23 protein-coding genes are annotated in these 24,749 nt (G+C 50.5%); 13 read left to right on the top strand and 10 right to left on the bottom strand.

The window, feature by feature from the left end:
• Genes napA through SG35_RS04840 form a run of 3 tightly spaced genes read left to right on the top strand, consistent with a single transcriptional unit; the run spans position 1 to position 3,573 of the window.
• Complete coding sequence (napA, locus tag SG35_RS04850) at positions 1-2,499, top strand: nitrate reductase catalytic subunit NapA (protein ID WP_169749414.1); 2,499 nt, start codon at positions 1-3, stop codon at positions 2,497-2,499.
• Positions 2,500-2,509: 10 nt separating this feature from the next.
• Positions 2,510-2,977 carry a nitrate reductase cytochrome c-type subunit gene (locus tag SG35_RS04845; RefSeq protein WP_044834683.1) on the top strand — a complete coding sequence of 156 codons (468 nt, stop codon included), beginning with the start codon at positions 2,510-2,512 and terminating at the stop codon, positions 2,975-2,977.
• Between the two features lie 8 nt (positions 2,978-2,985).
• On the top strand, positions 2,986-3,573 hold the full coding sequence (locus SG35_RS04840) for a cytochrome c3 family protein (protein ID WP_044834682.1): 588 nt from the start codon (positions 2,986-2,988) through the stop codon (positions 3,571-3,573).
• A gap of 327 nt (positions 3,574-3,900) precedes the next feature.
• On the opposite strand, the gene SG35_RS04835 is transcribed toward SG35_RS04840, so the two are convergent.
• The 3 genes from SG35_RS04835 to SG35_RS04825 all read right to left on the bottom strand — a co-directional run bounded on the left by SG35_RS04835 (position 3,901) and on the right by SG35_RS04825 (position 5,643).
• Positions 3,901-4,782, bottom strand: coding sequence for an NAD-dependent epimerase/dehydratase family protein (locus SG35_RS04835; protein WP_044834681.1), 882 nt, complete (start codon positions 4,780-4,782; stop codon positions 3,901-3,903).
• Between the two features lie 27 nt (positions 4,783-4,809).
• Positions 4,810-5,028, bottom strand: coding sequence for a DUF7661 family protein (locus SG35_RS04830; RefSeq protein ID WP_044834680.1), 219 nt, complete (start codon positions 5,026-5,028; stop codon positions 4,810-4,812).
• A 156-nt stretch (positions 5,029-5,184) separates the two neighbouring features.
• The gene (locus tag SG35_RS04825; RefSeq protein ID WP_044834679.1) at positions 5,185-5,643 is read right to left on the bottom strand and encodes a hypothetical protein; all 459 of its coding nucleotides are present in this window, start codon (positions 5,641-5,643) and stop codon (positions 5,185-5,187) included.
• Positions 5,644-5,978: 335 nt separating this feature from the next.
• Between SG35_RS04825 and SG35_RS04820 the strand changes: the two genes are divergently transcribed.
• The 3 genes from SG35_RS04820 (at position 5,979) to pdxH (ending at position 8,397) form a co-directional block, all read left to right on the top strand.
• Complete coding sequence (locus SG35_RS04820; RefSeq protein ID WP_160298343.1) at positions 5,979-6,152, top strand: PA3496 family putative envelope integrity protein; 174 nt, start codon at positions 5,979-5,981, stop codon at positions 6,150-6,152.
• Positions 6,153-6,286: 134 nt separating this feature from the next.
• Positions 6,287-7,585 carry an amidohydrolase gene (locus SG35_RS04815; protein WP_044834678.1) on the top strand — a complete coding sequence of 433 codons (1,299 nt, stop codon included), beginning with the start codon at positions 6,287-6,289 and terminating at the stop codon, positions 7,583-7,585.
• A 158-nt stretch (positions 7,586-7,743) separates the two neighbouring features.
• Positions 7,744-8,397 carry a pyridoxamine 5'-phosphate oxidase gene (gene pdxH, locus SG35_RS04810; protein WP_044834677.1) on the top strand — a complete coding sequence of 218 codons (654 nt, stop codon included), beginning with the start codon at positions 7,744-7,746 and terminating at the stop codon, positions 8,395-8,397.
• A 138-nt stretch (positions 8,398-8,535) separates the two neighbouring features.
• On the opposite strand, the gene SG35_RS04805 is transcribed toward pdxH, so the two are convergent.
• Genes SG35_RS04805 through SG35_RS04795 form a run of 3 tightly spaced genes read right to left on the bottom strand, consistent with a single transcriptional unit; the run spans position 8,536 to position 11,746 of the window.
• Positions 8,536-9,669, bottom strand: a complete 1,134-nt coding sequence (locus SG35_RS04805) for a sodium ion-translocating decarboxylase subunit beta (RefSeq protein WP_044834676.1) — start codon at positions 9,667-9,669, stop codon at positions 8,536-8,538.
• A gap of 9 nt (positions 9,670-9,678) precedes the next feature.
• A complete protein-coding gene (gene oadA, locus SG35_RS04800; RefSeq protein WP_044834675.1) occupies positions 9,679-11,472 on the bottom strand; it encodes a sodium-extruding oxaloacetate decarboxylase subunit alpha in 1,794 nt (597 codons plus the stop codon).
• Positions 11,473-11,491: 19 nt separating this feature from the next.
• On the bottom strand, positions 11,492-11,746 hold the full coding sequence (locus SG35_RS04795; RefSeq protein ID WP_236702655.1) for an OadG family protein: 255 nt from the start codon (positions 11,744-11,746) through the stop codon (positions 11,492-11,494).
• 604 nt (positions 11,747-12,350) lie between these two features.
• Here SG35_RS04795 and SG35_RS04790 point away from each other — a divergent pair.
• The 5 genes from SG35_RS04790 to SG35_RS04770 all read left to right on the top strand — a co-directional run bounded on the left by SG35_RS04790 (position 12,351) and on the right by SG35_RS04770 (position 19,727).
• On the top strand, positions 12,351-13,685 hold the full coding sequence (locus tag SG35_RS04790) for a hypothetical protein (protein ID WP_044831792.1): 1,335 nt from the start codon (positions 12,351-12,353) through the stop codon (positions 13,683-13,685).
• Positions 13,686-13,709: 24 nt separating this feature from the next.
• On the top strand, positions 13,710-14,399 hold the full coding sequence (locus SG35_RS04785; RefSeq protein WP_337993192.1) for an ABC transporter ATP-binding protein: 690 nt from the start codon (positions 13,710-13,712) through the stop codon (positions 14,397-14,399).
• 1 nt (position 14,400) lies between these two features.
• Positions 14,401-16,863, top strand: coding sequence for an FtsX-like permease family protein (locus SG35_RS04780; protein ID WP_044831794.1), 2,463 nt, complete (start codon positions 14,401-14,403; stop codon positions 16,861-16,863).
• A complete protein-coding gene (locus tag SG35_RS04775; protein WP_044831795.1) occupies positions 16,860-17,918 on the top strand; it encodes a lipocalin-like domain-containing protein in 1,059 nt (352 codons plus the stop codon). Before SG35_RS04780 ends, SG35_RS04775 begins: the two co-directional genes overlap by 4 nt.
• A 183-nt stretch (positions 17,919-18,101) precedes the next feature.
• Positions 18,102-19,727: an endonuclease gene (locus tag SG35_RS04770; RefSeq protein WP_236702542.1), complete on the top strand. Its 1,626-nt coding sequence runs from the start codon at positions 18,102-18,104 to the stop codon at positions 19,725-19,727.
• A 111-nt stretch (positions 19,728-19,838) separates the two neighbouring features.
• Here the strand turns inward: SG35_RS04770 and SG35_RS04765 are convergent, their stop codons facing one another.
• Entirely contained in the window at positions 19,839-21,338 is a 1,500-nt protein-coding gene (locus tag SG35_RS04765; RefSeq protein WP_053042888.1) for a ricin-type beta-trefoil lectin domain protein, read from the bottom strand.
• A 68-nt stretch (positions 21,339-21,406) separates the two neighbouring features.
• Here SG35_RS04765 and SG35_RS04760 point away from each other — a divergent pair, with 68 nt between their 5' ends.
• A complete protein-coding gene (locus SG35_RS04760) occupies positions 21,407-21,631 on the top strand; it encodes a hypothetical protein (RefSeq protein WP_044831797.1) in 225 nt (74 codons plus the stop codon).
• A 3-nt stretch (positions 21,632-21,634) separates the two neighbouring features.
• On the opposite strand, the gene SG35_RS04755 is transcribed toward SG35_RS04760, so the two are convergent.
• On the bottom strand, positions 21,635-22,531 hold the full coding sequence (locus SG35_RS04755) for a LysR family transcriptional regulator (RefSeq protein ID WP_044831798.1): 897 nt from the start codon (positions 22,529-22,531) through the stop codon (positions 21,635-21,637).
• A 153-nt stretch (positions 22,532-22,684) separates the two neighbouring features.
• Here SG35_RS04755 and SG35_RS04750 point away from each other — a divergent pair, with 153 nt between their 5' ends.
• Positions 22,685-23,320, top strand: a complete 636-nt coding sequence (locus SG35_RS04750; protein WP_044831799.1) for an NAD(P)-dependent oxidoreductase — start codon at positions 22,685-22,687, stop codon at positions 23,318-23,320.
• A 302-nt stretch (positions 23,321-23,622) separates the two neighbouring features.
• Here SG35_RS04750 and SG35_RS04745 read toward each other — a convergent pair whose 3' ends face one another.
• Complete coding sequence (locus SG35_RS04745) at positions 23,623-24,072, bottom strand: GyrI-like domain-containing protein (RefSeq protein WP_044831800.1); 450 nt, start codon at positions 24,070-24,072, stop codon at positions 23,623-23,625.
• Between the two features lie 119 nt (positions 24,073-24,191).
• Positions 24,192-24,713 (bottom strand): GrpB family protein, encoded by a 522-nt coding sequence (locus SG35_RS04740; RefSeq protein ID WP_044831801.1) that lies wholly within the window; start codon positions 24,711-24,713, stop codon positions 24,192-24,194.
• Between the last annotated feature and the right edge of the window lie 36 nt (positions 24,714-24,749).

The raw sequence follows: 24,749 nt of genomic DNA, 5'->3' as shown, positions 1-24,749 counted from the left end.
ATGACGATTAACCGCCGAGAATTTATCAAAGCAAATGCTGTTGCTGCGGCCGCTGCCGTAGCCGGGGTTTCAGTACCCGCTGCCGCATCCAATTTAATCACCAGCAGTGATATTACCAAACTCAAATGGGACAAGGCCCCGTGTCGTTTTTGCGGCACCGGCTGTAGTGTCAATGTCGGGGTAATGGACGGCAAAGTGGTTGCCACCCACGGTGATATTAAATCACCGGTCAATAAAGGCCTTAACTGTGTTAAAGGTTATTTCCTCTCCAAGATCATGTACGGCAAAGACCGCCTGACCACGCCGCTGCTGCGCATGAAAAACGGCGAGTTCCATAAAGACGGTGAATTTGCCCCGATTTCCTGGAAGCGCGCCTTTGACATCATGGAAGAGAAAACCAAAGCCGCATTAAAGGCCAAAGGCCCGACTTCCATCGGTATGTTCGGCTCCGGCCAGTGGACGGTACCCGAAGGTTATGCCGCGGTAAAACTGATGAAAGCAGGCTTTCGCAGTAACAACATAGACCCCAACGCCCGCCACTGTATGGCCTCCGCTGTAGGCGGCTTTATGCGTACTTTTGGTATCGACGAGCCCATGGGCTGTTACGACGATATGGAAGCCACCGATGCCATGGTGCTGTGGGGCTCGAACATGGCAGAGATGCATCCCATCTTATGGACCCGGATCACCGACCGCCGCTTAAGTGCGCCGCACGTTAAAGTACATGTCCTGTCCACTTACGAGCACCGCAGTTTTGAACTGGCGGACAACGGCATGATCTTCACGCCGCAAACGGATCTGGCGATTCTGAACTATATCGCCCACTACATTATCGAAACCGGCCGGGTCAACCATGACTTTGTCAACAAGCACACCAACTTCCGCTTAGGCGAAACCGATATCGGTTACGGCCTGCGCCCCGAGCACCCGCTGGAGCAAAAAGCGAAAAATAACGGCAAAACCAAAGGCAGCTCCAAAGCCATCAACTTTGAAGAATATGCCAAATTTGTCAGCACCTATACCCTGGAATATACCTCCAAGTTATCCGGTGTGCCTGAGCATAAACTTAAAGCCTTAGCCGAGTTATATGCCGATCCGAAAACCAAGGTATGCTCTTTCTGGACCATGGGCTTCAACCAGCATACCCGCGGCGTCTGGGCCAACAACCTGGTGTACAATATTCACCTGCTAACCGGTAAGATCTCCACCCCGGGTAACAGCCCGTTCTCCTTAACCGGTCAGCCTTCGGCCTGCGGCACCGCACGCGAAGTGGGCACCTTTGCCCACCGCCTGCCTGCCGACATGGTGGTAAAAAATCCCAAACACCGCAAAATGGCAGAGAAAATCTGGAAATTACCGGACGGTACCATTCCGCCGAAACCCGGTTACCATGCGGTACTGCAAAACCGTATGCTCAAAGACGGCAAGTTAAACTTCTACTGGACCCAATGTACCAACAATATGCAGGCAGGGGCCAATATCAACGAAGAGATCTATCCCGGTTACCGTAACCCGGAAAACTTTATCGTGGTATCCGACCCTTATCCGACAGTAAGCGCCCAGGCCGCTGATTTGATCTTGCCTACCGCCATGTGGGTGGAAAAAGAAGGAGTATACGGCAATGCCGAGCGCCGTACCCAGGCCTGGTACCAGATGGTACAGGCGCCGGGAGAAGCCAGATCGGATTTATGGCAATTGGTAGAGTTCTCCAAGCGCTTTAAAGTCGAAGAAGTCTGGCCGGAAGAACTTATCGCCAAAAAGCCGGAATACCGGGGCAAGACCTTATATGACATCCTGTATAAAAACGGCCAGGTCAACGAATTCTCCCTGGATGAGGTGCCTGAAGATCGCCTGAACCAGGAATCTCGTGATTTCGGTTTCTACCTGCAAAAAGGTTTGTTTGAAGAATACGCCGCTTTTGGCCGCGGCAAAGCCCATGATTTGGCCCCTTATGATACTTATCATCAGGTGCGCGGTCTGCGCTGGCCGGTAGTTGACGGTAAGGAAACCCTGTGGCGCTTCAAGGAAGGCTCAGATCCTTATGTGAAGCCGGGTAAAGACTTCGAGTTCTACGGCAAACCGGACGGCAGAGCGGTGATTTTCGCCCTGCCTTACGAGCCTGCTGCAGAGTCACCGGATGAAGAGTACGACCTGTGGTTATCCACCGGCCGGGTACTGGAGCACTGGCATACCGGCTCTATGACCCAAAGGGTACCCGAGCTGTATAAAGCCATGCCGGATGCCGTGGTTTATATGCACCCGGATGATGCGAAAAAACGCAACATGCGCCGGGGAGATTTAGTGAATATCGTTTCACGCCGCGGCGAAGTACAAACCCGGGTCGAAACCCGTGGCCGTAACAAGCCACCTAAAGGTTTGGTCTACATGGCTTTCTTTGATGCCGGACGCCTGGTGAACAAGTTGACCTTAGACGCCACCGATCCGTTATCAAAAGAAACCGACTATAAGAAATGCGCCGTTAAAGTGGTTAAGGTTTAGGAGAGCTATCATGAAGAATTTGATAAAAATTGGCATGCTGTTATCTGTTTTGCTACCCGTAACCGCCAGCTGGGCCGCGCCGGGTGAAGTTGCCACTTTGCGTGAGAAAACCAGCATAGATCAACAGAAAAAGCCCGGCATTATCCCTAAGGTGATTAACAGCGATATCAAACAGGCGCGTAATTACCCGATGCAGCCGCCGGTCATACCGCATAAAACCCGTAACTATGAGGTCAACCTCAATACCAATAAGTGTATGTCCTGCCATAGCCGCCAGCGCACCGAAGAGTCGCAGGCTCCTATGGTCAGCGTCACCCACTTTATGGACCGCGACGGTAACTTTTTAGCGGAAATATCACCGCGCCGCTATTTCTGTAACCAGTGCCATGTCACCCAGCTCGATACTAAACCTGTGGTTGAAAACGAGTTCGTGGATATGCACGCTATCATGAAGCAAAAATCACTAGCGCAGAAGTAGAGGCCGCCATGAAAAACATCATAAAAATTGGCTGGCAAACCCTGAAAAAACCCAGTGGTTATTACAGCTTAGGTGCTTTGGTTATCGGGGGATTTATTGCCGGTGTGATTTTCTGGGGGGGCTTTAACACCGCCCTGGAACTCACCAATACCGAAGAGTTTTGTATTTCCTGTCATGAAATGGAAAACAATGTCTATGAGGAACTAAAAACCACGATACATTTTACCAACCGATCCGGTGTGCGGGCCACCTGTCCCGATTGCCATGTGCCCCACAAGTGGACCGATAAAATCGCCCGTAAGATGCAGGCTTCAAAAGAAGTCTGGGGCAAGATTTTCGGTACCATCAACACCCGGGAGAAGTTTCTCGCCCATCGCAAACGCTTAGCGGAAAATGAGTGGCGACGCCTCAAGGCCAACGACTCGCTGGAATGCCGTAACTGTCACAACTTTGACTACATGGATTTCACCAGTCAAAGCCAGCGGGCGGCAAAACAACATTCCACCTCGCTGGCCAGCGGTGAAAAAACCTGTATCGACTGTCATAAAGGGATTGCCCATCACCTGCCTGACATGAAAGGAGTTGAAGGCTGGTAAACACTATTACCTGTTTTCTGAAGCCAAAAAGCACCTGCCTCCCATCAGGTGCTTTTTTTTGCTTTAAGTAAACGGGGATAAAAGCCGGCTTCAGGCAAGAAAGCACTTTAATACCAATTTTATTAAATATCTAACCAGCTTCGGATGGTCTAAATCTCCAAGTCCTGCGTTGTTTTCAACCACAATAGCTTGCTATTGCTCAATCAAACGCCTCGCCTGCATGGATGCAGGTGCTTAGCTTTAGTCTGGAACGATAAAGGGGGTTCTTGAAAATTTATCCTCACCGAATTTTGCCCATCTACTTAATGCAATTGCTATAAAAAGTCATTAACGACAGCCTTGAACCGGCAGCACTTCCGCCACTTCGTTCTCCAGCATATCCAGCACACTTTGACAGCCATATTCACTCTGCCACCCCAGTACTTGTTGCGCCAAACCAGCATCATAGACCCGGTCAAGGCTTGAAGGTAAAGACCAGCCCCGGCGGGAAAAATCCTCAGTCAATACCGGTGCATATTCAGCTATCACCGCGGCGGCATCGGTAAATAACCGCTGACACAACCCCGGATTAAAAGGGGTCTTACCCGAGACAATAAAGCGGTTAAAACCCGGCAGGCGCTTTTCTATGGCGCAGCCATGGGCACGGGCAACATCCCTGGCGTCTATGCCCCGGGTTAAGCGGTATACCGCCATTAAATCCGCCGGTTCGGGAAAACAGCGTGACATTTGCAGCACAGTCACCGGCAGCGCAAATAAGTGCGAAATATTTTCCAGCAGTTTTTCCGCTTCAAGCTTAGATCTGTGATAAATGCTTTTCGGTTCGGGCGTGACTGTTTCATCTATCCAGCCCGCCGTGCCTGCCGGGGTTGACGCTTTACCGTAAAGCGCGGTGGTGCTGGTAAAAACAAAATGTTTAACCCCGGCCTGCAAGCCTGATAGCGCTAATTTTTCCGTGGCTTTAACATTAACGGTCTCAAACTCTTCATCGGCAACCAGGCCGACATGGGGTGCATGTAGTGCCGCACTATGGACAATAACATCCACTCCTTTCAGCGCTTTTTCCAAGACCTTATGATCACGGATATCACCGACAATATCTGCGGTTGAACAGGGAGTTTTATCCAAACCGGTTACCCGGTGCTTTTTCATCAGGTGAATATAAATTGCCCGCCCGACCCTGCCGGCACTACCTGTGACTAAAATATTCAAATTCAACAACCTATAAAAATAAAGTGACTAAGTTAACTTAACAACTTCGGGGAATTTCTCATTCGCATATTCGTGAAAAATATCATCAAGGTAACCGGCCAGCTCATCCGGGGTTAACTCCGACGGGATCACAACATCATAAACACGTGCAGACATGCCGGTATCCGAATCATTAAATAGCTGCCAGTGCTGCTCTATTCGATGAACAGACATCTGCTTGCCGAAAACATTAAACTTGATAACCATTACTCCTGCCCCCTGCTCTATCGGCATTTTCCTCAGAGGAAAGCAGGTTAACAGTAAAAAGGAAAGCTAAGCAAATAAATGCATCGACAAAAACAAAACAGGTAGAGATACCTTAACAAGTTGAGGAGAAACAGGCCCGTACAAGAGATTCAAGGCTCATTTATCCGGGGAGATGCTTTCTTCGGTCACGGGTTTTCGCTGCTGTTCAAGCTCTTTAAGTTGTTGCGCCGCCTTTTGCAGCCATTGTTTGTCAATTCCCCGGGTTGACAAGATTTCCATACACTCCGCCACCAGCCCGAGGGCACTGCGATAATCACGGTCTAAGGCGATCAACTCCAAGCGCAAAGCCCTGGTTTCTTCTTTGCTGGCTCCCCCCTTATTGGAGGCCTCAATCACCCCTTTAAGGCTGTCGATAGCCGACTCATAGGTTTTAATTTTTTTCTCCAGCGGCGCCTGATAAAACCATTGCACGGCCCCCAAAACTCCGCCGCCGCCAAGCAGGACACCGGTCAGGGTACCAATCAGGGTATATTTTTTCAGTTTCTCTTCGATCAACCCCATACGTTTGCTCAGGGGCTCTTTCTTACCTTCGGCATTACCTTCAACGTCATTCATAGCAAATACTCTTAAATAAAGTCTGCAGCTAACGACACTTCCTTCTGGTTTATCTGCTAAAAGATTTCCTTGCACAACAGGAAACAAGCTGTTCACCGCTCACTACATTTTAGCTTAAAATTCATGATTTCAGGGCTGAAATTGCCACCGATGGCTTCCCCCCGCAGCGGATAACGCTCAAAACGCTTCTGCCGGAACCATGCCTGTCATTAAGCCCGCCTTGAGTAAAATTTGAAAAAGCAAAAAATATTGCCTATGTTCAAATTGTGTTGGGTCAATAATCAAATTCTGCAAAAATCTTACTTAACATACGTTGACCCAGGGAGGGAGTAATTATGGCCAATCTTTCAGCCGAAGACCTTATGCCAAAAAATAAAGTGATCGATTATGATAAAGACCTGCCCCAGGGTGAGCAGGCGGCGCATAACAGCGAAGTCCGCAAGCGCATCGACGAACTGAAGGAACAACAAAGGCTCAAAGACCTGTTAGATGATACCGACGACTGGTAAAAAACCGTCGAAGCCACCTCATCCCATCCACGCAAGTCCCCTTAAAAAAGCCCCTGCGCGCCTTTATTCGATTAGCACAAAGCTGCTGAATTTAGTAAGCTAGTTTCTCATCGATAACAACAAGAAAGAGAGCTATGAAAAAAATCCTGCTACCCCTATTGTTTGGCTGCAGCCTGACGGCCCCGGTATCTGCAAGCAACACACAGGTTGACCGCTTGGCGGATCAGGTTGAGGGCGATGTGATCAAGTGGCGCCGCCATTTTCACCAATACCCGGAATTATCCAACCGCGAATTTGAAACCGCAAAGACCATTGCCAAGTACCTTGAATCCCTGGGGCTGGAAGTACAAACCGGTATTGCTAAAACCGGCGTTGTCGCGGTACTTGATTCCGGCAAACCCGGCCCTGTAGTTGCCCTGCGCGCCGATATCGACGCCCTGCCGGTCACGGAATCCGTTGACTTGCCCTTTGCCTCCAAAGTACGCACCACCCATGAAGGTTTTGATGTCGGCGTGATGCATGCCTGCGGCCATGATACCCATATCGCCATGTTGATGGGGGCGGCAAAAATTCTTACCACCATGAAAGATCAGTTAAAGGGGAAAGTGAAATTTATCTTCCAGCCCGCTGAAGAAGGAGCGCCCGCGGGAGAAACCGGCGGCGCTGAAGTCATGGTTAAGGAAGGGGTGTTAAAATCACCCGATGTCGATGTCATCTTTGGTTTGCATATCAGTTCAGATCAGGATGTCGGCACGGTTTATTATCGCGAAGGCGGGATCATGGCGGCAGTTGACCCGTTCAAGGTGGTGATTAAAGGCAAACAATCCCACGGCGCCTATCCCTGGAACAGTGTTGACCCTATTGTCACCTCAGCCCAGGTGATCATGGGACTGCAAACCATCGTCAGCCGCGAAGTTGAACTGATCGACAGCGCTGCGGTGGTCACTATCGGCATGATCCACGGCGGCAACCGCTCCAACATCATCCCCAATGAAGTCGAGATGGTGGGCACCATACGTACCCTGAACCCCAATATCCGCCAACATATCCATAAAGCGGTGCATAACAAGGTCAACAGCATAGCCAAAAGCATGAACGCCAGCGCCGAAGTAACCCTGCCGCTGGATTACAGCTACCCCATCACCTATAACGAACCTTCGTTAATGCGCAAAATGCTGCCGGTGCTACAAGCCACCGCAGGAAAAGATAATGCCAAAGTCACCGGAGCCGTGACCGGCGCGGAAGACTTCTCCTTCTTCCAGGAAGAAGTCCCCGGCCTGTACCTCTTTGTCGGCGGCAAAAACAAAAACCTGCCTAAATCCCAGGCACCGGACCACCATACCCCGGAGTTTCGCATCGATGAAAGCGGCATGAAACTCGGCGTACGCTTATTGTCCAACCTGACCCTGGATTATATGCACAATCCTAAATAACTCAGCTTTCAAGGCCGGCCCAAAGCCCTTCCCCCAAGCAGGGGCCGGCCTTTTATTAAAATATGCCAAGATAATTCCCCTTCCCCCCTCCGGTTTGCATTAAAAGCTGCTACTATACCTGCCTGTTTTTTCGTTTTAGCTGTTAACTGACTCTATTCATGACTTTTTTAGAAAAACTGCGCTGTCTTTTCACCTTTGGTCAGGGTGTTGCTTTACCATTACCGGAAATTTCAGCCGATACCGATCCCATCACCTTATTTGATCTGTGGTTTAAAGACGCCAATAAATCCGGGATCTTATTGCCCGAAGCCATGTCGGTAAGCAGCTGCGGCAAAGACGGCTACCCCAGCTCCCGCATGGTACTGCTGAAAGCGTTTGATGAAAAAGGCTTTGTTTTTTATACCAACTATGCCAGCCGCAAGAGCCAGGTACTGGAGGAAAATAACAAGGTGGCCTTGCTGTTTCACTGGAATGTGCTGCAAAGGCAAATCCGTATCGAAGGGGAAGTGGAAAAAGTCACCCGGGAAGAGTCAGCGAACTATTTCCACAGCCGGGATCGCGGCAGCCAGGTAGGCGCCTGGGCCTCGAAGCAAAGCAAAAAGATCAGCGAAGAAAACGAACTGGCATCCCGGTTTAAGTTTTTCAACGACAAATTTGCCGGCCAGGAAGTCCCCCATCCGGAGTTTTGGGGCGGCTGGCGGGTAAAACCTAAATATATTGAATTCTGGCAGGGACGTGCCAGCCGCATGCACGACAGGATTTGTTTCGAAAAAGCCGAAGACAAATGGCAGCAATATAAACTGCATCCCTAACAGGATAAACACCGGTAACCTGCGTGTGAATGCCCGGCGGCTCTTAAATAAAAAGGCGGATATACAGAACTGTATATCCGCCTTTAAACTATGGCCAAGCAGATGATATGGTCAAGCCATCACTTGCCTAACCGGATATTAACCGCCAACCAGGGCCAGTAAAATACCCGCCGCCACCGCAGAGCCAAGTACACCGGCCACATTCGGTCCCATGGCATGCATCAGCAGGAAGTTATGGGGATTGGCTTCCAAACCGACCTTATTGGCCACCCGCGCCGCCATAGGCACCGCAGATACCCCGGCCGCCCCGATTAACGGGTTAACCTGCTCTTTGGACAATTTATTCATAACCTTGGCCATCAACACCCCGGAAGCGGTCCCGATAGAAAAGGCAACCGCCCCTAAGCCCAGGATACCCAGGGTTTCAACATTGAGGAACTTATCGGCGCTCAGCTTAGAGCCAACCCCTAACCCTAAGAAAATCGTGACAATATTAATCAGCTCATTCTGCGCCGTGGCGCTTAACCTGTCCACCACGCCACATTCGCGCATCAGGTTGCCCAAACAGAACATGCCCACTAAAGGTGTTGCTGCCGGTAAAAAGAAGATAGTCATCAGCAACACCGCCAGCGGGAAAATCACTTTTTCGACTTTACTCACATGACGCAGCTGAGACATTTCTATCTTACGTTCCTGCTCTGTGGTCAGGGCGCGCATGATCGGCGGCTGGATAATAGGCACCAGCGCCATATAAGAATAGGCGGCAACGGCAATCGCCCCCAATAAATCCGGCGCCAGCTTAGAGGCCAGGAAGATGGCCGTCGGGCCGTCGGCGCCGCCGATAATGGCGATGGCGGACGCATCTTTTAAGCTAAATTCAAACCCGGGAATGGCATTTAACGCTATCGCGCCGAATAAGGTCGCGAAGATACCGAACTGGGCCGCCGCCCCCAAAAACAAGGTTTTTGGGTTGGCGATCAGGGCGCCAAAGTCGGTCATCGCCCCCACCCCCATAAAAATCAGCAGCGGGAAGATACCGGTATCGATACCGGCATAATAGATATAATGCAGCAAGCCGCCGACTTCGGAAAAGCCCGCCACCGGGATATTGGTCAGAATCGCACCAAAGCCCATAGGCACCAGCAACAAAGGCTCAAAGTTTTTCACGATTGCCAGGAACAATAAACCACAGCCCACCAGCATCATAATCACCTGGCCCAGCTCAAAATTGGCCAGACCGGTGGATAACCATAAAGTATTTAACGAGTCCATCGGCTTTTCCTATACCAGGCTGAGTAAGGCTTCACCAACGGCAACCGAATCACCTTCTTTGGCATGCAGGGTGGTAATTTCACCGTCGGTCACCGCACGAACCTCGGTTTCCATTTTCATCGCTTCCATAATGATCACCACATCATTGGCGGCAACCCTGTCCCCCGGTTTCACCAACACCTTGAAGATATTGCCCGCCAGCGGTGCATTCAAGGTTTCTTCGGCGCTGACCGAAGCGGACTGCTTAATGGCCTCATCCCCGACCGCGGCATAGCTGATATCCTTGATCGCGCCGCCCGGCCCTACCACAACATCATAAACTTTACCGTCAACACTGACCGCATAACTTTCTGCAGCCGCCGTTGCCGGGGCTGTTGGAGCGGCTTGGGCCGCTTCTTTGTCCTGGGCGGTGATAGTGCTAGGTTTAGGCTCAAAAGCATCGGCATTATCGCGATTTTCCAGGAATTTCAGTCCGATTTGCGGAAACAGCGCATAGGTTAACACGTCATCAACCGCCTCAGGTGCCAGGGAGATGCCTTTTTCCTGCGCCAGCTGTTCCAGCTCTACCGTCAGCTTATCCATTTCCGGCGACAGCAAGTCGGCGGGGCGGCAAGTGATCGCCTGCTCGCCATTTAACACCCGGGCCTGGAGTTCGGCATTGACCTTATCTGCAGTCGCACCGTATTCGCCTTTTAACACCCCGGAAGTTTCCTTGGTGATCGACTTATAACGCTCGCCGGTCAGTACATTAAGCACCGCCTGGGTGCCGACAATTTGCGAGGTTGGCGTCACTAAAGGAATATAACCCAAGTCTTTACGCACTTTGGGAATTTCAGTTAATACTTCATCGAGGCGATCCGCTGCCCCCTGCTCTTTCAGCTGGCTTTCCATATTGGTCAACATGCCGCCGGGCACCTGGGCCAGTAAGATCCTGGCATCGACACCTTTCAGGCTGCCTTCAAACTGGGCATATTTTTCCCGCACTTCCCTGAAATATGCGGCCACTTCCGCCAGCTTCACCATGTCCAGGCCGGTATCGCGCTCTGTGCCTTCCACGATAGAAACCAGGGTTTCCGTGGGCGAGTGGCCGTAGGTCATGCTCATGGAAGAAATCGAGGTATCAATAACATCGATATCGGCATCTATCGCCTTCATATGGGTGGCAATACTTAAACCTGTGGTGGCATGGCAATGCAGGGCAATAGGCAAAGACACGGTTTCTTTTAACCGGCTGATCAGCTCGGCACCGTCATAAGGTTTTAATAACCCGGCCATGTCTTTAATACATAAGGAATGCGCCCCCATGTCTTCAAGTTGCTTGGCCATAGTCAGCCAGCCTTCCAGGGTATGCACCGGGCTTTCGGTATAACTTAAGGTCCCCTGGGCATGTGCGCCGACTTTTACCGCGGCTTTCACCGCCGTCTGCAAATTGCGGACATCATTCATGGCATCGAAGATACGGAAAACATCAATACCGTTGACATGGGCACGTTCGACAAATTTTTCTACCACATCATCGGCATAATGGCGGTAACCTAAAATATTCTGGCCGCGGAACAACATTTGCTGTTTGGTTTTCGGCATCGCCTTTTTCAGGGCGCGGATACGCTCCCAGGGATCTTCCCCCAAATAACGGATACAGGAATCAAAGGTGGCGCCGCCCCAGGATTCGATTGACCAGTAACCTATATCATCAAGTTTAGATGCGATAGGCAACATATCTTCAAGTCGTAAACGTGTTGCTAAAAGTGATTGGTGGCCATCTCTTAACACAACCTCGGTAATACCTAATGGTTTAGTCATTCTTCATGTTCCTATGTCGTTATTTATGTTGTTGGCGGTAACGAACAACTGCTGAGGTGATTGCCGCAACAATAGCCGGAGATATTCCCTGCCTGGCTTTGGTTTCATTTTTTGCGGCGGCTACAGGCGCAGATGAAGGCTTGGCATCCGGATATTTGTTTGCCAGCGGGGCCAATACCGTTGAAATAATCACCACCAGTATGCCTAAAAAAGCAAAAACAAACACCATACCGGCAAGCATCAAAGTGCCTGCTTCTATAAATAGCTGCTCCATCTGTCCATCCATTTTGATTAAAAATTAGGAAATAGAATAATCACTCCAATCACAAAAAAGCAAATAAGAATTCGCAGTTTCATAAAAAAAAACATCCGTCAAGTATAAAAAACACCAAAAACGAGTCTTTATTCATTATTTTTAAATATTTATTCTACAAAAATGGTATAACTTAAAATTGTATACAATAATATCTCGTTAAATCTGGTGATTTCATTGGAAATAATAAATACTGTATATCATATACAAAAAGTAAAGGGGAGGCATATTAGCGAATAACAGCTGAACACTTAAACGGCAATTTTCAGCCAACATTTTCACCGGGACTCATGATTTAGGTTAATTATTATTTAATAAATGGTGAAATAACAGGCCTGCTCCCGGCTGCAGCAGGGTTTAACCCCGGTATTTTTATTGGCCGAGAATTATCCATCGGTGCCGAAATTTTATCCCGGCAGCATGAAACAAAAATCAAGCGCTTCCCTGTTAGTTGGTATTTACTACTAAAATATTTCAATATGACAAAATTTTTCTATACTGTTTGAAAAGAAATCTCCGGCAGGCCTTAGCTTATACCGGTGGCCAGTGAAAAAGGACTTATCACATGAAGGCATTGTCTTATAAAAAATCGATTCAAATACCCCATCAAACAACTGGTAGCGAGCCTGATAAAGCAAGCAGCATGCCGGTTAAAGCTCAGCCCGGCGGTTTGTTATTCAAAGCCGCCATTCTCCTGGCAGGCCTGAGTTATTTGACGCCGGCCTTTGCCAGCAGAAATATCAGCTTCGACCTTATTAATCCTGAACTGACGGCTGCCCCCGTCCATAAAAACCACCAGGAGCAAGATTCATCGCGGTCAAAGCAAGCCAGCCTTAACCAGGAGCCTGTCCGGCAGCAACCGGGCATCGCCAATACCGGCTCAACCCCGAAATCCCTGCTGGTGTATTATGGCTGGCCATCATCCTTTAACTACAGCACGAACTTTTGGGATCTAAGCAAGGTCGCCACCGACTTCAACCGCTATGACTTCATCGTACTCGGTGCGGGATTGGAGTTAACCAGTCATGGCGATCATCTCAACACCGCCACTATTTTATCGAAAATAAACCAGCAACGGGCGTCAACAACAAACCAGATCAATATTTTCGGCTACCTGGATTTAGGGCGCAGCACCAACAACTTTTCCCAGGCAGAAATCGGGCAGCGCATTGATTTGTGGCTACAATTATTCCAGGGCTATGATCATATCAATGCCGGTATTTTCCTGGATGATTACGGTTATGATTTTGGCACCGACAGGGCGCGCCAGGCATACGCGGTAAATTATGCCAAGGCTTTAGGTTTACAGGTCATCGTCAATGCCTGGGATCCGGATGATGTTTTCAGTGCAGACATTAATACCAACAGTTATCTGGGCATCATGATGAACCCGGATGGCAACCCGCCCCCCGACGGCATAGATTATTACCTGAGTGAAAGTTTCGTGATCCAAAACAGTGACTGGGCCGGACAAGATGCCCTGGCAAGCAAACAAAGCAAACTTATCGGCTACCAGAGCAGCTACACTGCCGCTAAGCCGGTACAAATCTTGTCCCTGACCACCAATATCGGCGGCTATAACTTCAACCAGCAACAATTTAATTATGCCTGGCGTTATGCCGCCCTCTATAATCACGCCGCTTTTGGCTGGGGTGAGCCCGCTTTCTCCAGCAATGCCGTGGCCCCGTTTCGTCAACGCCCGACCGAAACCTTTGACTTTGCCCCGGCGCAGCAACCGTCAACAACCGACAGCGGCCCCTGCCTCTACCGGGAGCCGACGGCAAATTTTCACGGTGTCATGCTCCACCCCGGGGCCCATGTCTCGGTCAGCGCCATGGACTTAAGCACCTTAGTTAATCACTTAAACAACGAGTTTCCAGCACCGCAATGCCAATATTAACCAAACAACAAAACAGGCACTGAAATGGCATCATTCACGATGCCATTAACAATCAATAACCTTAATCACCGGATACATGATGGTCATACCGAGCGCTGGCTGTTAACCCGGGTATCTTTGAACATAACCCCGGGTGAATGTGTCGCGCTCACCGGAGACAGCGGCAGCGGTAAAACCACTTTGCTCAACCTGATTGCCGGCTTGGAGCCAGTGCAACAGGGGGAGATCTATGTTGGCGGCCAGGGGCTGCAACACGCCAAAGATAAAACACTCAGCCTACTGCGCAAACAAACCCTGGCGATGATATTCCAGCACTACAACCTGCTGTCCAGCCTGAATGTCATGGACAATATCAGCTTCAGCGCCCGCCTGGCCGGCAGATATGATGAAGAACACAGTTTAAGCCTGGCAAAAAACCTGGGCATAGACCATTTGCTGGATCATTACCCCGACACCCTCTCCGGCGGAGAAATGCAGCGGGTTGCCATCGCCCGGGCACTCGGCCCCCGCCCTAAACTTTTGCTCGCGGATGAACCCACAGGCAACCTGGACAACAGCAACAGCGACAAGGTGATTGCCCAGTTGCTTTCCCTGGCCAAGTCACATCATAGCGCATTACTGATGGTGACCCACAGCAGCAGCGTTGCCGAAAAAATGGATAAGATTTACCGGCTTAAAGACGGCCTGCTCAGCCAGCAAAGCGGCGGCGGTTGAAATGACCAGCATGATCTTAAAAAAAGCCCTGTGCGAGCATTTGCTTATCGGCAAAGTCGTGCTGGCCCAGTACCGGCGTCAGGGGCTGCTCAATCTCGGCTTTGTCCTCAGCCTGGCTATCGCCACCAGCACCTTGTTAACTATTTTGATATTAAACCATGCCAGTAAAAGCCAGTATGCCCTTGCAGAACTCAGCCTAAGCTCCCCTGTCGCTTTCTATATTTTGCCCAAACAAGGCAATACCATCAGCAAAACCGACTTTGCCCGGCTGCGTCAGGCAGGTTTTCACCAACTGAGCCCGGTGCTGACTTTTAAAAAAGCACTCGTCTCGGGTAAAAACATCCGCTTTAAGGCAGTAGATTTGCTGCCCCTGGCCATCACCCGGCCGGACTATGACCCGGCAAAAGTCCATATCGGCCGCTCCGCCCTGAAACGGCTTGCGCTTACTCCTGAAGCAGCGGTCATTTTGGCGGACCACCGGCGCCTGGACAGCCGGTATCATAAAGATGGCAACTGGGGCAGTGAGGTTTTGCTTGATATAACCCTGGCCTGGCAACTCTTTCCCGAACTTAGCGACTTTAGCTATCTCACCTCTCCCCCCCTGACTGAAAATGAGCAAACCCGGCTAAGTTTGACCCTGCCGCCCCAGCTAACATTGCAAAAAGCCTGGTCGCTGGATACACGCAGCGGTTTTGCCGATGCCTTACATTTAAATTTATCGGCACTGGCAATACTGGCCTTTATTGTCAGCCTGTTTATCGCCTATCAGGCGGGAGAACAGGCCTGGCGAAAGCGCAGCGAACTCGCGGCCCAGTTAAGGCTGCTCGGGGTTTCCCTGCCGGTGCTTTTTCATGTACTGCTGCTTGAAGCCGCCGGCTTAATTCTGCTCACGTCCATGTTCGGCACGGCAATCGCACTTTTACTGGTCACGGTATTACTGCCTTTGCTTGGACTGACCCTGGAGCAGCTCTACAACCTCAATATCAGCGGTCAGCTTAGCTGGCATCCTGTCTACGCCCTGTGGTCCCTGCTGATCGCGACCCTCGCGGTATTCACCACCTTAGCCAAACAATATCGCCGCATCGCCGGCAGATATATCAGCCGCTTTGCCCGCCAAAGCGCACATCCCGGCGGCGAACAGAACAATAAAAGCAGCGTAAAGCAGGCCACACCCGGGCTTGCCTTGTTATTATTATTTTTTCTGATCCCCGACGTCGCCCCAAATACACAGACAAGCACAGGAGCGCTCTCCCCCTGGCACCTGATCATGGCCAAATACGGCCTGTTGCTCCTGGCCACTATTGCCCTGCTGCCGCTATTGCTGCAGCTCTTTATCAAAGGGTTAACAACACTCAGCCCCGGTTTTAAGTTTAATTTTCTCCTGCAGGATGCCCGCAGCCAGGTCAACAGGCGCAACCTGCCATTGGCGGCTTTCTATCTTGCCCTGACCACCAGCATAGCCGCGGCTTTGATGATCAACAGCTTTGAAACGGCGTTTACCGACTATCTGGATCAAAACCTGGATCAGGATCTGTACATACGTTTTACCCCGGAGCAAAAAGCCCCCCTGCTTGCCTGGATAAAAGCACAGGCCAACTCAGCACAATACCAGATTGAAGAATACCGCTTTTATTACCGCGGCAATGCCGACCTGGCGGGGGAAGTGCTGGATTTAGGCATCTATAGTTCCGCCAAACAGCTGGCATCCCTGGTATTTAAAGAAAAAGGCGATAGCGGCCAGGGACCAGGCTGCTTTATCAATGAACCCCTGGCCATCAAACGGCAACTGGCCATAGGTCAACAGCTGACGGTATCCCGGCAGCAGGCAACATTCAGCTGCCGCATCCGGGGGATTTATTATGATTACGGCAACCCCAAGTTTGAACTTACCCTGGCATTATCCCAGGCCCGAAAGCACAATTTTCCCCTGGTAGAAAAAGGCCTGTCCCTGCATCTTGGCAAGGGGGAAACAACTCCGGAGCAACTGCGCCAGGCACTGAGCCAGGCGCTTAATATAACCCCCGAACAGATCATCGCCACGGCGCAAACCAAAACCCTGGCGCTGAAAATCTTCGAACAGACCTTTATCATCACCCGCGCCATCGCCCTGGTGCTGATCGGTATCGCCTGCCTGGGGCTGTTTTTATCCGCCAAGACCCTGGAGCTGGCCAGAGCACCGCAGCTGCTTATTTTAAGATCCCTGGGTTACAGCCGCAGCGCCCTGTTTCGCTTTATGCTGGGCCAGTGGCTGCTGATGGCGCTGGCCTGTATTATCATCAGTGCCCCGGTGGCGGTGATCCTCGCCGAGACCCTGGTAAGCAAGGCCTTACCCGCCTCTTTTGGCTGGTCGATGCCATTGCAGCTGAGCGCAGCTGTTTTTATCACCACCGGCCTCGGCGGTTTATTATGCTTATTGCCGGCCCTGCTCTTGCCGCTTTATAAACTGGAGCCTGGTCAGCGATGAACAGCCGAACCATGATCAGCCAGCTGTTATTTGCCCTGGTTTTACTGCAAACTGCCGCTTGCGGCAGGCGCGAACTGCAGGCAAACGATCCTCTACAATATTTAAACCGGCACAGCGAAGCATACCAGGGGGTTACCCGCGACCATAAAGTCCACCTGCCCCGGGATCACTGGCCACACCCGTTATTTCAGCATGAATGGTGGTACCTCAATGCCCTGTTAACCACCAATGACGGCCAGCAGCTGTCGGCACAATGGACCCTGTTCAGGACCGCCCATAAAAAGCGCCACTGGTACTTTGCCCACGCCGCCCTGGCCAACAAGCAGGAGCACAGGGCCTCCTTTCGCCAGGGACGCCGGGAATTTAACAATGTCACCATCAGCCATTATCCCTTTAAAGCCGCGATAGACGACTGGTCCTGGCAATCAAGCGGTGAACTGCTGCCGGCAACCCTGACGTTCGGCAACCAGGGGGAAGAGGCGTGGCAGGCCATACTGAACCTGAGCAGCGCCAATCCATTTTTCCTGCAAGGAGAGCAAGGCTATAACCCCAGGCACAACCAGGAGGATATCGCCAGCTATTACTACTCCCACCCCTTTATCCAGGTCACCGGCAAGATATGGTGGCAGGGTCGCTGGCAGCAGGTAAACGGCGATGCCTGGTTTGACCGCGAATGGGGCTCAAAAATGCTCAGTGACGATCAGCTCGGCTGGGACTGGTTTTCCCTGAGGTTGACGCATGATAGCCGGTTGATGGTTTACCGCCTGCGCTCACACACGAAAGACTTTATCTCCGGCAGCCTGATGTCCAGAAACGGCGAGATCAAAACCCTGGACGCGGCAGAGATCCGCCTGAGCAGCGAGAAACCCCGGCAGCAGGCCTATCCGGATGCTTTTACCCTGAGCATCCCGACGCAGGGCATCGACATCCGCATTGAAGCCATCAACAAACAGCAAATCCTCTCGTTTGGCATCGAATATTTCGAAGGCATGGTGTCGTTTCACGGCAGCCACCAAGGCCAGGGATTTTTGGAAATGACCGGATATCGCCAATAACATAATTAAAAACCTTAAGGTTTATGACTTAGGTGTTAACTCAAGGTTAAATTGTTTCAATTGTAACATTTTTGTATTAAATCCGATCGATAATGGTTTACTTTTCCGGCTTGGCAGGTATGCTCACCCGGCAAAAAAAATTATAAACAGCACTACAAAAAAAAGAGAGAGATGAGGAAGACTATGAAAAACAATAGCTTAAACGCTTTGTGCCTGCTTACCCTACTCAGTGGCAGCGCCATGGCTGAAGTGACTAACGGGTCTTTTGAAAACTGGACCAGCGGCAGCCCGGATTCATGGACAACAATCGACAGTGGCCTCAGTGTCAGCCAGGAAGGCTCCATAGTAAAATCAGGCTCCAGTGCCGCAGCCATCACAGTCAATACCGGCACCCAATCCTCCACCGACTTCCGTCAATCCGTCGCCCTGGTTTCCGGCCAGACCTATAACTTTTCTACCTGGGTATACCACACCGAAGGCGGCGTCAAAGCCCGGCTTTATGTCAACGGTTACCAGGGCTATTCCAATGAAAGCCTGGTAAACCAGTGGCAGCAAATCAGCTATACCTACACGGCAACTGCCACAGGCAATGTGGATGTCGGCCTGCGTTTTTACGACGTAACAGGTTTTGACGGCTCGGAAACCGTATATGTTGACGATTTTGAGCCAACCACAGCCGATAACGGCGGCGGCAACGGCGGCAGCTGTGCCAATACCGAAGCGACACTGGCATTAACCACAGACGGTTACGCCTCAGAAACCAGCTGGACCTTGAAAACCAGCAGCGGTACTACGGTTGCCAGCAGCTCTACCCTGGCAAATAATACCACGTATAACGAAACCTTCTGTTTAACCGACGGCGACTACACCTTCACCATCAGCGACAGCTACGGCGACGGCATCTGCTGTGAATTCGGCAACGGCTCTTATGCCCTGACCTCAGGCGGCAGCACCCTGGCCTCCGGCAGCACTTTCACCAGCAGCGACAGCACTAACTTTACTATCGGCGCCGGCGGCGGTGATAACGGCGGCGGCACAGGTGTTGGCAACTACTACGACAGCATCACCACGCAAACCGGCTATACCCTGAAAACCGCCTTGCATAACTTAATCAACAACCACACCACCCGCGGCTATTCCGCCATCTGGACCTTCTACAGCAGCAATGCCTTAGATACCTACTATGAAAACGACGGTACTATCTTAGACATCTACTCGGAAAACCCCAACGGCTCGGATCCCTACAACTTCACCAAAGTCAGCAACCAGTGCGGCAGCTACTCGGGCGAAGGGGATTGTTATAACCGTGAACATTCCTTCCCGCGCAGCTGGTTCGGCGGCGATATCGAGCCGATGAACTCGGATATTCACCATATTTTTGCCACCGACGGTAAAGTAAACTCAGTACGCAGCAGCTTCCCTTACGGTGAAGTTGCCTCTGCGACCTATACTTCTTCCAACGGCAGCAAGTTAGGTTCAGCCGCAAGCAGCTTAGGTTACAGCGGTACGGTATTTGAGCCGATTGATGAGTTTAAAGGCGACCTGGCCCGGGCTTATTTCTATATGGCCACCCGCTACCAGGATCAAATCGCCAGCTGGCAGAGCATCAGCAGCTACGGCAATGCGGTATTGGACGGCAGCACCACGGCAGTATTTGAACCTTGGGTGATCTCCATGTTACTGAGCTGGCATGCCAACGATCCGGTGAGCCAGAAAGAAATCGACCGCAATGACGCGGCCCACACTCACCAGGGCAACCGTAACCCTTTTGTTGACCATCCTGAATATGTCAGCAAAATCTGGAATTAATTACCGCCTTAACTAGCTGTCTCAGCCAGACTTAACCGAACCTCAACTCGCGCCTTTAAAAGAGCAAGTTGAGGTTCGCTTGTTTCACAACGTTATTTTACACAAGTGGCACTAGAATTCTGTTTGCTGCCAGTCAGAAACGGATTCTAAGATAAATTGCTGGCTCACATCATTGTCATTGCAAGACCAGATTCTGACTTCTTCATCATCCGTTGCCGCGCTCCCTTGTATGTCGATACAATGACTCCAGCCATTGTCTCTGTTTTTAATTTTGCCATCTTTTTGAATGCGCCATTTTTCAGAATTCCCCCCGTCACAATCCCAAAGGTGAAGAGCATCGCCATTGTCGGCACTGCCCGTGTCGAAGTCTACACAGTACTTATTGCCATATTTGGGCCGCAGCTGCCCTTCCGCCGTGTAGACAAATTTTTGATTGCCATAATTGCCGCATTGATCCAGCCTGATCGCAGAGCCATTTTTATAACCGTCTTTTACTTCAAGACATAAACCACTATTCAATTTAGGTTTTATTTGAAAGTAACCGGGCAGGCTTCTGCGCACTCCCACATATGGAATTTCAGATTCATTGAAATATGATGATCCGCCTGCTATCTGGTCTACGTCAATGCCAATTGCCGAGACGCCATGAGCAACGGCAATAAAGTTATAGGCGTAGTACTTGTTCTCAAAATCCCCCGAAGTGTTCCACAGGTGCATGAGCTGTTTATATTCGTTTGCCCGATTGGCGGTAACCTGATAATGGTCCCCGGCCTTTACATTGCCGCAAAATATCTTTTTCGAGTTGCCGGCAGAAATAGAATCGATAGCACCGCTAAATTCCTCGGGATCTGCGGTATCTATATCAGGACAGACAAAACCATTCAGCACATAATCAGAATTTGCCTGCTCCATCAGATCATTGACATTGCCAACCCGCCCGCCGGTATAGAGAACGATAACGCGGTGATTATTGGGGTTTAATGCCGACAGTTTAGGCCAGCCTTTATTTTTTAACGCGCTCCTGTAATCGTTATTGCTGGTATAAGGGGTAAGGTGTGCCAGTAAATCCTGGTATGTGTATAAATATCCGGACAATTCACGGCTCACATATTCATCGAGGAGCTTGATCTCACTTGGATGCCAGGAGCCTAACGGATTGATAGCCTCCGTTTTCATATCTATATACAGCATTATGGGTGCGGTGACTTGCCCCTCATTGACGGGGTGGGCATCCAGCCACTGCTTGATATCGGCTAAACAATGACCGAGTCTGTCGGAGCCGCCATTACTGTCACAGTTATTGTTTTTTCCCGATTGATCATGGGTGACATAAGGGCCATTGTCATCTGATTGCCATGGCCCCTTATCTAAAACATCCAGCTCTAGCGAGCGAAATCCTTCATCAAGCCAATGGGCGAGCATGTCACCGCTATTTAATCTCTCATAACTGTTGTGTGGCTGAAGGTAATAGAGTTCATCAATTCTTTTGTCCTGGCTTATTGCTTCTGATTGCTTATAGGTTGGCGTATATATCTCTCCTGCCAAAGCATTGGCAGATAAAAATAAACCAGCGCCAAGCAACGAGCCATAAAGTAATTGTTGTACTTTCATAAAAAATCCTTGTTATCAATTAAACTATTTTGTCCGTAAACACACTGAATGAAAGGTATTCAGCTACCTTGCAATCAGTCGAGACAAAAGCAAGGTACAAGACAAAAGGCACATTAGAAAGCGTTAATTACACCTATGTCGGTTTAGGGATCATCTTTGTCGGATCTGTACTTAACAATGGCGGCTGGCGCATAGAAGTGCCCGGTAATGCTGATTTGGGTGTCGGCGGCAACAGAGTCCCCTACGTGGTATTGGGGCACCTTGGCAGACAAACCTATTCAGGCAGCAAATAAGCTTCAGCGTTTAAATACCCGCAAATCTTCCTGCCATTGCCCCGCCAGAAAATCGATAAATGCCCGCACCACCGGACGCTGGTAACTGCGCGACAAATAGACCGCCCACAAAGACATCACAGGTAAGGGCACATCCGGCAGCAACCGGAGCAATTCCCCGCTTTTTAAATAAGGGTTGGCAAGGTCGCAGGGCAGATAAACGATCCCCGTCCCATTCAGGGCCGCCCGCACTAACACCCCAAGATCATTGGCGCAGATACTGCCGGAAACCGGCACCCGCACCAACTGCTGCTCTGCCATAAAAGACCAATGGCGCAGGCTGAGATGGATCAGGCAATTATGCTGCTGTAGCTGCTCAGGCGAACCGACCGGCCCGTGTTCAGTTAAGTATTGCCCGGAGCAGCATACGGCACTTTCAATCGACATCAGGCGACGGGCGATAAGGCCTTCATCTACCTGGTCGGTAAAACGCAGTGCCACATCAATACGCTCATCCACCAGTTGGGCATTGCGATCCGACATCATTAACTGGATCACTACTTTGGGGTGACGCCGGGTAAAGGCTTCCACCTGCTCGTACAAGAGGTTTTGCCCTAAGCCTATCGGGGTGGCAATACGAACCTCCCCCGTCAGCTCTTCATCATGGCTGCGGGCCATACTTTCCAGCCCCGCCACCTCGTTAAGGATACGCCGGCAATGCAAAAGCACATCCTGGCCCGGCGCCGTCAGGGTAACCTTACGTGTGGTGCGGTGAAATAAACGGATATTAAGCCAGCTCTCCAGTTCCTGCACATGCCGGGTTACCTTTACCCGGCTTAACTCCAGCTGGTCCGCCGCCCGGGTAAAACTGCCGGTATTTGCCACCTCGACAAAGCTGGTTAAGGCTTCCACTTTATCCATCGCCGCTTCCTTCATACATTATTTCAAATTACGAAACAATTATGCTCGATTTTCAATATTTATTACAAGATAAAAGAAAAAGATAATAGCGCCATCAACACCGGGCCGAGCAGGCAAGGTGATACCAAGTTAAACAACCCATTGGAGAACATTATGAAAATCGCAATTTTAGGCGCCACCGGCTGGATCGGCTCCACCATCATGAACGAAGCACTTAACCGCCAGCATCAGGTGATCGCCATCAGCCGCGATACCGGCAAGATAGAACAAGACGGGGTGCAAAGCCATACATTGGATTTACTGGCCCAAGGCGGAATGAACGAAGCCGTGACAGGTGCCGATGTGGTTATCGCCGCCGTCGGCGGACGCGCGCAAGGCAACCATGAAATGGTGAGTCATACTGCCAAGCGGCTGCTGGCAGAATTACCGCAAGCAGGCATCAAACGGCTGATTTGGGTGGGTGGCGCCGGCAGCCTGGAAGTTGCTCCCGGCGTAAAGCTGGTAACAGTACCTGAGTTCCCGGCAGAATATAAAGACGAAGCCCTGGCCCAGGGGCAAGCCCTCGACATTTTCCGTCAAAGCGACAGCCCCCTTGACTGGTTGTTTGTCAGCCCGGCCGCAGAAATCTTCCCCGGCGAGCGCAGCGGAAAATACCGTCTCGGCGGCGATCAGTTGCTGACGGACAGCGAAGGCAAAAGCAAAGTGTCGGTACAGGATTATGCCGTCGCCTTGCTGGACCAGGCAGAAAAAGCAGAGCACCACAAAACCCGTATCGCTGTTGCCTATTAAGGCTTGATCTTCATGTCCTGTGCGCCTGTTAAAGCACAGGACATGGGCAATACCGGCCAACTTGGCAATGCCTGCAACTAAGCCATTAATAACATAGAAAAAACCACTAGCTTTAATTAGACCCGCCCTAGGGCCTTTTTATCTTTGGAGGGGATTAAGATTTTTGAGCGGTTTTTGTACATATCAAGGCAGAAAAATGGACGTGTAGTTATTCTACATGACATTTTTCTAACGCGGATAGGTGCAAAAACAGCCAAAAAGATAATTCACAGCCAAAGATAAACAGGCCCTAGCAGGGTGAACTAACGGATCCCGATATAGATTTCCACCTGCGACTCACCCTTATAGTATTCAAAGTCGGTTTGGTAGGCCCGTTGATGGGGACAGTCGCTTTCGTTAAAGTAGTGCCAGATCTGCCCCCACAAGGCTATCACCACCCCCGGCATTTCCCCTTCACCGGAAAAAACCAGATAACGGCCCGGTTGCACGGTTATTGCCTCAACCCCGGATATTGCCTGCCCGATTAAAACATCTGCCCCGGCGATAACATCAAACTCGCCTGAAGCATCCGACTCGTAATTGCTATAAACCCCGCAGACTTTCGACTCGGGTTGTAACAGAGCGCCGGCTTCACCGTAAAACTGTTGCCAGAGATTGCCGATTTTCGCCTTTGCCGGATCCATTTCATCGACATTTTTGGTGCGGGTAACAAAACCCGCCAGTTCAAAACCATCAAGATACTGAGTTTTCACGTTTTATCCTTATTTCGCTTTTCAGGCCGCTTTAAAAGCCATGGCCCGCATGATTATTATTTGCCAATATGTTTAGTCATCTTGATTTCCTTGCTTAGAGCAAGCGGTAAATCACAGCGTTATCGGCTAAGGTACCAGCTTAACGCCAGCTTTTCATGATGCTGGATAAAATCATTTTTTCCCTGCATATAAGGCGCGCTGCTGTTATGCCCCGCCAGTATCAGCCCTTGCTTAAGCTCGCCGTATTGCTGCGCTATCTGCGGATGGGCCACCAGGTAATCCCGAAAAGCCAGATGCCGCGTCAGGGCTTCATCCCCGGTTTTAAAAGCATGCAGGTGATGGCTCCTGGCATTGCCGCCTTTTTGAAAATAACGCCTGCCTGCGATGCCGTTCTCGCCCTTAACCTCATAACCCAGAGACAGCATCTGCTGATTTTTACTCTCTACTGCCTCAAGATCCGAGACTTCCATCAAGATATCAATCACAGGTTTAGCCGCCAGCCCTGTCACCGAAGTACTGCCGATATGATGGATATTTAAGGCGACATCCCCCAGAGCCTTCACCAGCAATATTTGCTCATCGGCAAACAACTTACCCCAGGCCGGATCATAGTCGACCACTTCAAGCACTCTTCTCTTCATTTTTTCTCCAGATACCGCCAGGGGAAGATATAAACC

The sequence above is a fragment of the Thalassomonas actiniarum genome (assembly GCF_000948975.2).
GTDB classification, from domain to species: Bacteria; Pseudomonadota; Gammaproteobacteria; order Enterobacterales; family Alteromonadaceae; genus Thalassomonas; species Thalassomonas actiniarum.
The sequence above is the reverse complement of the archived record's forward strand: the minus strand, read 5'-3'. Positions and strand labels throughout refer to the sequence as shown.

Bases quoted from the DNA above. Each gene is read 5' to 3' on its own strand.
- SG35_RS04790 (WP_044831792.1), top strand. From the start codon at position 12,351: ATGAAGGCATTGTCTTATAAAAAATCGATTCAAATACCCCATCAAACA.
- SG35_RS04755 (WP_044831798.1), bottom strand. From the start codon at position 22,531: ATGGATAAAGTGGAAGCCTTAACCAGCTTTGTCGAGGTGGCAAATACC.
- SG35_RS04805 (WP_044834676.1), bottom strand. From the start codon at position 9,669: ATGGACTCGTTAAATACTTTATGGTTATCCACCGGTCTGGCCAATTTT.
- SG35_RS04765 (WP_053042888.1), bottom strand. From the start codon at position 21,338: ATGAAAGTACAACAATTACTTTATGGCTCGTTGCTTGGCGCTGGTTTA.
- SG35_RS04770 (WP_236702542.1), top strand. From the start codon at position 18,102: ATGAAAAACAATAGCTTAAACGCTTTGTGCCTGCTTACCCTACTCAGT.
- SG35_RS04795 (WP_236702655.1), bottom strand. From the start codon at position 11,746: ATGGAGCAGCTATTTATAGAAGCAGGCACTTTGATGCTTGCCGGTATG.
- SG35_RS04840 (WP_044834682.1), top strand. From the start codon at position 2,986: ATGAAAAACATCATAAAAATTGGCTGGCAAACCCTGAAAAAACCCAGT.
- SG35_RS04830 (WP_044834680.1), bottom strand. From the start codon at position 5,028: ATGGTTATCAAGTTTAATGTTTTCGGCAAGCAGATGTCTGTTCATCGA.
- SG35_RS04750 (WP_044831799.1), top strand. From the start codon at position 22,685: ATGAAAATCGCAATTTTAGGCGCCACCGGCTGGATCGGCTCCACCATC.
- napA (WP_169749414.1), top strand. From the start codon at position 1: ATGACGATTAACCGCCGAGAATTTATCAAAGCAAATGCTGTTGCTGCG.
- SG35_RS04775 (WP_044831795.1), top strand. From the start codon at position 16,860: ATGAACAGCCGAACCATGATCAGCCAGCTGTTATTTGCCCTGGTTTTA.
- pdxH (WP_044834677.1), top strand. From the start codon at position 7,744: ATGACTTTTTTAGAAAAACTGCGCTGTCTTTTCACCTTTGGTCAGGGT.
- SG35_RS04740 (WP_044831801.1), bottom strand. From the start codon at position 24,713: ATGAAGAGAAGAGTGCTTGAAGTGGTCGACTATGATCCGGCCTGGGGT.
- SG35_RS04780 (WP_044831794.1), top strand. From the start codon at position 14,401: ATGACCAGCATGATCTTAAAAAAAGCCCTGTGCGAGCATTTGCTTATC.
- SG35_RS04820 (WP_160298343.1), top strand. From the start codon at position 5,979: ATGGCCAATCTTTCAGCCGAAGACCTTATGCCAAAAAATAAAGTGATC.
- SG35_RS04845 (WP_044834683.1), top strand. From the start codon at position 2,510: ATGAAGAATTTGATAAAAATTGGCATGCTGTTATCTGTTTTGCTACCC.
- SG35_RS04825 (WP_044834679.1), bottom strand. From the start codon at position 5,643: ATGAATGACGTTGAAGGTAATGCCGAAGGTAAGAAAGAGCCCCTGAGC.
- oadA (WP_044834675.1), bottom strand. From the start codon at position 11,472: ATGACTAAACCATTAGGTATTACCGAGGTTGTGTTAAGAGATGGCCAC.
- SG35_RS04815 (WP_044834678.1), top strand. From the start codon at position 6,287: ATGAAAAAAATCCTGCTACCCCTATTGTTTGGCTGCAGCCTGACGGCC.
- SG35_RS04785 (WP_337993192.1), top strand. From the start codon at position 13,710: ATGGCATCATTCACGATGCCATTAACAATCAATAACCTTAATCACCGG.